5 protein-coding genes are annotated in these 4447 nt (G+C 71.5%); 2 read left to right on the top strand and 3 right to left on the bottom strand.

The features are described 5' to 3' along the window. On the bottom strand, positions 1–537 hold a 537-nt coding region (locus ACOJTC_RS17475), incomplete at its 3' end, for a cob(I)yrinic acid a,c-diamide adenosyltransferase (protein WP_420117682.1). Here ACOJTC_RS17475 and murA point away from each other — a divergent pair. Next, positions 536–1966: a UDP-N-acetylglucosamine 1-carboxyvinyltransferase gene (gene murA / locus ACOJTC_RS17480; RefSeq protein ID WP_204926937.1), complete on the top strand. Its 1431-nt coding sequence runs from the start codon at positions 536–538 to the stop codon at positions 1964–1966. The two genes, ACOJTC_RS17475 and murA, sit on opposite strands and share 2 nt — an antisense overlap. A 120-nt stretch (positions 1967–2086) precedes the next feature. Then, the gene (locus ACOJTC_RS17485) at positions 2087–2935 is read left to right on the top strand and encodes a 3-hydroxyacyl-CoA dehydrogenase family protein (RefSeq protein WP_420117683.1); all 849 of its coding nucleotides are present in this window, start codon (positions 2087–2089) and stop codon (positions 2933–2935) included. 100 nt (positions 2936–3035) lie between these two features. Here the strand turns inward: ACOJTC_RS17485 and ACOJTC_RS17490 are convergent, their stop codons facing one another. Together ACOJTC_RS17490 and ACOJTC_RS17495 are read right to left on the bottom strand one after the other, a co-directional pair. Beyond that, the gene (locus ACOJTC_RS17490) at positions 3036–3881 is read right to left on the bottom strand and encodes an ABC transporter permease (protein ID WP_420117684.1); all 846 of its coding nucleotides are present in this window, start codon (positions 3879–3881) and stop codon (positions 3036–3038) included. Then, positions 3881–4447 (bottom strand): ABC transporter ATP-binding protein (locus ACOJTC_RS17495; RefSeq protein WP_420117685.1); only part of this gene is annotated, 567 nt, incomplete at its 5' end. The genes ACOJTC_RS17490 and ACOJTC_RS17495, both read right to left, overlap by 1 nt.

Below are 4447 nucleotides of genomic sequence, written 5' to 3' on the forward strand. Positions count from 1 at the left end.
GCCCGGATTGGCCGTTCTTGACAGGATGAACAGCAGGTCGGAGAGGCGGTTGAGATACTTTGCCGGAAGGGAGCTGGTGCGATCCGGATCGTGGGCGACCAGGGCCCAGGCCGCCCGTTCGGCGCGCCGGGCGATCGTCCGAGCCACGTGCAGCAGCGCCGCGCCAGCGGTGCCGCCGGGGAGGATGAAGGAGTCGAGCTTGCCCAGTCGCCCGTTGTACTCGTCGCACCAGCCTTCGAGGCGTTCGACGTACTCCTCGGTGACCCGCAGCGGCGGGTACGCCGGGTCCGGCTCGACGGGGGTGGCCAGGTCGGCGCCGACGTCGAACATGTCGTTCTGGATCGACTCCAGCACGGCCCGCAGCTCGTCGTCGAGCTGCCCCAGGGCGAGCGCCACGCCGAGCGCGGCGTTGCACTCGTCGACATCCGCGTACGCGGCGATCCGGGGATCGGTCTTCGGCACCTGCTCGTTGTTGCTCAGCCTGGTCATGCCGGCGTCGCCGGCCTTGGTGTAGATGCGCGTGAGGTGGACGGCCATGACGCACAGCCTACGGATACCGGACCTGACGATCCCGGCACGGCCCACCGCGGCCGGTTGGCAGGTGGAGGCGGGGCCGGGTGATCCGGCCGTCGACGCGGTCGACGTCATCCGGGTCGGCGGCGACGCCCGGCTGGCCGGCACGGTGCACGTCGTCGGGGCGAAGAACTCGGCGTTGAAGCTGATGGCGGCGGCGCTGCTGGCCCCGGGGCGTACGGTGATCACGAACGTGCCCCGGATCACCGACATCGCCATCATGGGCGAGGTGCTGCGCCGGCTCGGCTGCGCGGTGCACTTCGCGGCGGACGACCCGGTGGACCCGATGGTCGCCTACGACGGGCAGACCCGCTCCCGGTCGGTCGTCATCGACGTGCCCGAGCAGCCCGGCGCGGACGCCGACTACGACCTGGTGCGTCGGCTGCGGGCGTCGATCTGCGTGTTGGGTCCGCTGCTGGCCCGCCGGGGGTACGTGCGGGTGGCCCACCCGGGCGGGGACGCGATCGGCTCCCGGGGCCTGGACATGCACATCGCCGGGCTGGCCCGGATGGGCGCGGAGGTCTCCGGCGAGCACGGCTTCGTCATCGCCGCCGCCCCGGACGGGCTGCGGGGCGCCGAGATCGTGCTGGACTTCCCCAGCGTGGGCGCCACCGAGAACCTGGTGATGGCGGCGGTGCTGGCCCGGGGCGTGACGACGATCGACAACGCGGCCCGGGAACCGGAGATCGTCGACCTCTGCACGATGCTCAACCGGATGGGCGCCCGGATCTCCGGCTGCGGCAGCTCCACGCTGCGTATCGCCGGGGTGCCCGCGCTGCGCCCGGTGCGGCACGCCACGGTGGGGGACCGGATCGTCGCCGGGACGTGGGCGTTCGGCGCGGCGATGACCCGGGGGGACGTGACGGTCACCGGGATCGACCCGGCCTACCTGGAGGTCGCGCTGGACAAGTTGGTGTCGGCCGGCGCGCTGGTGGAGACCCGGGGCGACGCCTTCCGGGTCCGCGCCGACGACCGCCCCGCCGCCGTGGACGTGGTGACGCTGCCGTACCCGGGGTTCGCCACCGACCTGCTGCCGATGGCGATCGGCCTGGCGGCGGTCAGCGAGGGGGCGTCACTGATCACCGAGAACATCTTCGACGGCCGGTTCATGTTCGCCAACGAGATGGTGCGGCTCGGCGCCGACATCAAGACCGACGGGCACCACGCCGTGGTCCGGGGCCGGGACCGGCTCTCCGGCGCCCCGGTCCGGGCCACCGACATCCGGGCCGGTGCCGGGCTGATCATCGCGGGGCTCTGCGCGGACGGCGTCACCGAGGTCTCCCACGTGCACCACGTGGACCGGGGCTACCCGGACTTCGTGGCCGACCTGCGGGCGCTCGGTGTGGAGGTGGAACGGGGCACCGCCCCGGAGACCCCCGAGCTGACCATCTGACCCGCCCGCCGCCGCCCCCGGCCGCCCGCCGCCGGTCCGGCCGTCCGGGGCTTAGCGGTCGTTCAGGCTCGCCGACTAGGGTGCTGGCAGACACTCAATCTCTAGGCGAGGGAGAAGCAGATGGCGGGTCGACTCGCGGTCGTCGGGGCCGGGCTGATGGGTTCCGGCATCGCCCAGGTGGCGGCGCAGGCGGGCTGGCAGGTGACGCTGCGCGACATCGACGACGCGGCCACGACGCGCGGTGTGGACGGCATCCGCAGGTCGCTGACGAAGTTCGCCGAGAAGGGCAGGATCGAGGCGTCCGACGTCGAGGCCACGCTGGGCCGGATCACCCCGACCACCGAGCTGGAGGCGGCGGCCGACGCGGACATCGTGGTCGAGGCGGTCTTCGAGAAGATCGAGATCAAGCACGAGGTGTTCCGCGCGCTGGACAAGATCTGCAAGGCGGACGCGGTGCTGGCGACCAACACGTCGGCCATCCCGGTGACCCAGATCGCCACCGCCACGCAGCGCCCGGAGTCGGTCGTCGGCACCCACTTCTTCTCCCCGGTACCGATGATGAAGCTGTGCGAGCTGGTGCGCGGCTACAAGACCAGCGACGCGACCCTGACCACCGCCAGGGCGTTCGCCGAGGAGATCGGCAAGACCGTGGTGGTGGTCAACCGGGACATCGCCGGTTTCGTCACCACCCGGCTGATCTGCGCGCTGGCCATGGAGGCGGTCAAGCTGGTCGAGTCCGGGGTGATGTCGGCCGAGGACCTGGACACCGCCTGCAAGCTGGGCTTCGGTCACGCGATGGGTCCGCTGGCCACGGTCGACCTGACCGGCGTGGACGTCCTGCTGAACGCCACGAGGAACATCTACACCGACACGGCCGACGAGAAGTTCTTCCCGCCGGAGCTGCTCCAGCGGATGGCCACCGCCGGTGACCTGGGCCGCAAGACCGGCCAGGGCTTCTACTCGTACTGAGCGCCGGCCCCGGCCCCGGCCAGCAACGTCGCCGATACTGCGGTGTCCCCCTCAGCGGACACCGCAGTATCGGCACAACCGCGTCGACCGCGCCCGGCGGTCAGCCGTCGCGCTTGGTGGTCCAGCGGAAGGTGGTCAGGCAGAGGGCCAGGCCGATCAGGCACCACAGGGCGAGGACCAGGGCGACCCGGCCCAGCTCGAAGGAGCCGCCGGGTTCCTGCGCGCCGAAGCTCTCCGGCAGGAAGACCGCGCGCAGGCCCTGGCACATCCACTTCAGCGGGAAGAACGCCGCCACCTGCTGCATCCAGGTGGGCAGGTCGGTGAAGACGAAGAACACCCCGGAGATGAACTGGAGCACCAGGGAGACCGGGGTGACCACGGCGGAGCCGCTGCGTGCGGTGCGGGCCAGCGACGAGATGGCGATCCCGCACAGGGTGCAGGCGGTCACCCCGAGCACGGCGACCCAGCCGAAGGTGAACCACTTGGCGGCGGTGGCCGGCAGGTCGAGGTCGAACAGCGCCACGGCGACCGCCAGCAGCAGCGCGGTCTCGGCGATGCCGATCGCCACCACCATGATCACTTTGCCGGCGAACCAGACCCACTTCGGCATCGGGGTGCCCCGGTAGCGCTTGAGCACGCCCCGGTCCCGCTCGATCGGGATCCAGATGCCGAGGTTCTGGAAGCTCACCGTCATCAGCCCGGTCGCGATCATGCCGGTGATGAAGTACTGGGTGAACTTCACCCCGCCACCGATCGTCCCGTCGAAGATCGACGCGAAGATCAGGATCATGATGATCGGGAAGCCCATCGTGAACACGACGGACTCCCGGCTGCGCAGGAACTGGGTGATCTCCAGCCGGCCCTGGCGCAGGGCGAGCGCGCCCGGCCCGACCCGCCGGCGGCCGGTGGTGGCGGGCGGGGTCGCCGGCTTCGTGGTGGTGGTCATCAGTGTCCGATCATGCTCAGGTAGACGTCTTCCAGGGTCGGCCGGGTCACCGTGAGACCGGGCACCTCGCCGCCGAAACGCGCGGCCAGCTCCGCCACCAGCGCCGTCGGCGTCGCGCTCTGCGCGCTCTCCGACGTGCCCTCCGGGGTACGCCAGGAGACCGTGGCCAGCGCGTCCTGCCGGTTGCCCAGCTCGGCGGGTACGGCGACCTCGACCAGCCGGCCGCCGGCGATGACGCCCACCCGGTCGGCGAGCGCCTCGGCCTCGTCCAGGTAGTGCGTGGTGAGCACGATGGTGGTGCCGGCCGCGGAGAGGTCCCGGATCAGTTCCCAGAACTCGCGGCGGGCCTCCGGGTCGAAACCGGTGGTCGGCTCGTCGAGGAAGAGCAGCTCGGGACGGCCGACGATGCCGAGGGCCACGTCGACCCGGCGACGCTGGCCGCCGGAGAGCGTACGGATCTTGCTGTTGCGCTTCTCGCCGAGGCCGACCAGCTCGATCACCTCGTCGGCCTTGCGCGCCTCGGGATAGAAGCCGGCGATGTGCCGGACCATCTCGTGCACGGTCAG

Source organism: Micromonospora sp., assembly GCF_048594385.1.
Taxonomy (GTDB): domain Bacteria; phylum Actinomycetota; class Actinomycetes; order Mycobacteriales; family Micromonosporaceae; genus Micromonospora; species Micromonospora wenchangensis.

Coding starts and splice junctions, on each gene's coding strand:
- murA (WP_204926937.1), top strand. CDS start 536: ATGACGCACAGCCTACGGATACCGGACCTGACGATCCCGGCACGGCCC.
- ACOJTC_RS17485 (WP_420117683.1), top strand. CDS start 2,087: ATGGCGGGTCGACTCGCGGTCGTCGGGGCCGGGCTGATGGGTTCCGGC.
- ACOJTC_RS17490 (WP_420117684.1), bottom strand. CDS start 3,881: ATGACCACCACCACGAAGCCGGCGACCCCGCCCGCCACCACCGGCCGC.